At 36.9% G+C, this 3,179-nt stretch carries 2 protein-coding genes; both read right to left on the bottom strand.

What is annotated here, in order from left to right:
• Window positions 1-104: 104 nt before the first annotated feature.
• Window positions 105-1,283 (bottom strand): DarT ssDNA thymidine ADP-ribosyltransferase family protein, encoded by a 1,179-nt coding sequence (locus tag PLK24_RS10025; RefSeq protein ID WP_324478742.1) that lies wholly within the window; start codon window positions 1,281-1,283, stop codon window positions 105-107.
• 1 nt (window position 1,284) lies between these two features.
• Window positions 1,285-3,179 (bottom strand): site-specific DNA-methyltransferase (locus tag PLK24_RS10020; protein ID WP_324478740.1); only part of this gene is annotated, 1,895 nt, incomplete at its 5' end.

The raw sequence follows: 3,179 nt of genomic DNA, 5'->3' as shown, positions 1-3,179 counted from the left end.
CATTTTTATCTTTTAAATCATCCAACAAATCCTTTATGTCGCTCACTCCAAATTGGGAAAGCAAATATTTATTTAGAACCAGGTACTTCTCGATTGGCATGCTTTTACCTTATCAAATATTCCGGAGATAACTGAACATCTGGAATTTTTTGCTCAAGTGGCAAATGGATATCAACTGGAATATTTAAATTCATTAAATATTGGCAAAGTATTGGGCCAACAATTGCCCAGGGCAGCCACCCAAGGCCACATCCTAAAGCAGGGAGAGCCAGCGATTTTATTCCTTCTTTTTTGTAATTATTAACAAGCCATTCTAATCCTCGAACAATACCTTTAAGGTCTGCCATCTGCCTCCAATCTGTCTTTGTGGGGAATAGGAGAAACCAGGTTTGTAAATTTAAATCTTTTAGCTTCTCAGCTCCATCGGCTAAAACTAAATCCAATGAAGCTTCTCTCTTATATAGATATGGCTCACCCATCTTTAATATCCCTTTTTTGCACAAATCCTGGTACAAAACATAAACATCTGGGAATTGATATTTTGCTCTCGAAGCCACTCCTTTCCCCATCACTCCCACGGTATTAACACTTATGGTGAGCGTATGCTTTCTTGAAAAAAACATATCGCCTTCCACAAGTGAAATATTTGGCGTAAGAGTGATTTTGCGAGACGGAAGAAAAAACAACTCAGGTTCAGGAATAACAGGAATTTCTCTCCCGATTTTTAGCTGGCTTATCTTTTTTTCTACTTTTAGTCGCGCCGCATGATCAGGAACATAGATTTCGCTTATTTGATCTGGCGGGACTCTCTCGGGAACAAGGCATTCTGCCATTAGCTGTCTCTTAGACCCATCTTCATTTGCCCACCATTCCTTATCGGTCATTTCCCTTATTTTTTTCAAGTTCTTATCGATATCTTTCCCTCTGTAAAATTGTGTATTATAACTGGCAGCATTCCCGTCCGTAATATAAATATCTCCCCTCTTTAATATGCTATTTGTTACGCCGATTATACAAACATCTTCTCCCTTCACTCCACTAGAATACATTATCCGATAGAGCATGGCATTTCTTGGTTGAAAATAGAGGTTCACAAAATCCCATAGGTTCTTGCCATCTTTTAATTGAATAATCCTTCTGTCCTCGACAATGTCACGATTATAGATAGGAGTATAGTGGACTTTTTCTTCTTCAACTTTTCTGTGGCATAAAATGCCGTTCTGCAGGATTGAAAGCAAATTCTCTACATGGGTAATATAATAGAAATTTCTTAGTTTTAGCATTTTATTGCTCCATAAGTTTCTTGAACTCTGGTTCAATATAGCGGATTTCTGCTGGATATTGGCCAAGTTCCGGAGTTAAAACACTTTGACCATTTATATAGACAATATGTGGTGCCCAGCTTTCAAGCTCGTCAATAATAAACTCCTTATCTCTTTTCAAGTCATCATCACTCCAGGTATCTTCATAAGGCCTCCAGAGAACGGCTATGTCTTTTCCGTCTTTCTCGCCGAGGATAAATAGATATTTTCTATGGTTATCTCTTGTCTTTATTTTTTTAATCTTTAATCCAAGTAGATAATTGAAAGTTTCTGGAACATCCACGATAGTCTCTTGGGGCTCGCCAACTTCTTCCAGGTTGACTTTAAGCTTATAAGCAAAGGGATTTTTTAAGTACTCAATGTTCAGAAGGTAGGGACTTTCTCTTGTTTCAAAATCCAGAAAATATTTCAACAGGTAATCATCTCCGAATTTTATCTTAGCCTGGGCACTCTCTTTAAGTTCAATATTGTCTAGGGCATCTTCATATTGCTCTAATACCTGATACTTAAAAAAACCTCCACCCTGCCAGTTAACATCCTTAGAAATACCGCATGGCTCGTGGTTTCCTTTTCCTGCTAAAACTTCTTTCATCCTCCCCAATATGCCTGTTTTTTCCCCTCCATTCCCAGAATAAAATTCTTTAAAATACTCTCCCATTTCTATTCCGATCCATTTTCTGCCGAGTTTTTGCGCAGTCGCTATCGTTGTCCCGGAACCGAGAAAAAAATCTAATACGAAGCCATGCATGTCAGTAGATGATTCGATAATCCTTGATAGCAATCTTTCTGGTTTTTGGGTTTGAAAGTCAAAAAATTCAGAAGCACTGCCCTGAATGACATTTATATCAGTCCAAATATTATTTATCTGTTCCCCAAAACCCAAGTAAACTTTTAATTTGGGAAATCCTCTTTCATCAAAAAAAATCGTGCCCTCATTAATCATTTGATCTATCTTATCCTGTGTGTACCCCCAATGATGCCCCTTCGGCGGACTTATTTCTTTGCCTTTAAATAACCTAGGTGGGCCCTCGCCTGGAGCATACAGGTCATGAATCCTATATATGCCTTTTTCATCTTGATATTTATACATCTTTTTAAGATAATCTTTTTTATAAGGCAAGTATTGAGGCTTATAAATCCATTTGTCTTCTTTTTTGGAATAAACCAAAATAAAATCTGATATATTTGGAAAATGGAGAGACTGTATCTTCGGGCCGGTGTGCCTTTTCCATGTTATTTTTATCCTAAAATTCTGCTTACCAAAAATATAGTCCAATAATATTTTGCCAAAATAATCGGCGTTTGAATCCAGATGCAAATATATGCTTCCCTTATCTTCTAGAAAATTTCTCGATAATAAAATTCTATTTTCTATTAATGTAAGCCAACTTGAATCTTGATATTTATCTTTGTACAAAAAGTCTTGTCCAGTATTAAACGGCGGGTCAATGTAAATCGTCTGTACCTTTTCTTTATACTTCTCCAGGATCAAATTCAATGCCTGCCAGTTTTCGCTCTTGATAAGCAGGCCATCTAAAATTACGTCAAGGTCGTTGTTTTCAGTGAGCTTTTCAAGAAGCTTTTCCTTAAATTCCTGGCTGAAATATTTAGTATCTAATGGCAGTTTTTTATATTCTGTTCCTGTTAAATCTCTTTTAAGAATCAAATCATCTTCTTTCTCTACCTTCCCAAACCCTAGCTCTTCCCACTCTTTTAATTGCTCCTGAGCCTTCAAAATGTAGCCAATAACTTCGTTTAGGAAATCTTTGCCGGCATAATCTTTTATTTTATCGAGGGAAATGACATATTCGGTATTTATCACAAACTTCTTTTTCTCCCAGAGCCTCTTCTGAAAGT

This window comes from Atribacter sp. (assembly GCF_035418125.1).
GTDB classification, from domain to species: Bacteria; Atribacterota; Atribacteria; order Atribacterales; family Atribacteraceae; genus Atribacter; species Atribacter allofermentans.
The sequence above is the reverse complement of the archived record's forward strand: the minus strand, read 5'-3'. Positions and strand labels throughout refer to the sequence as shown.

Excerpts from the sequence above, each read along its gene's own strand:
- PLK24_RS10025 (WP_324478742.1), bottom strand. The coding sequence starts at position 1,283 with ATGCTAAAACTAAGAAATTTCTATTATATTACCCATGTAGAGAATTTG.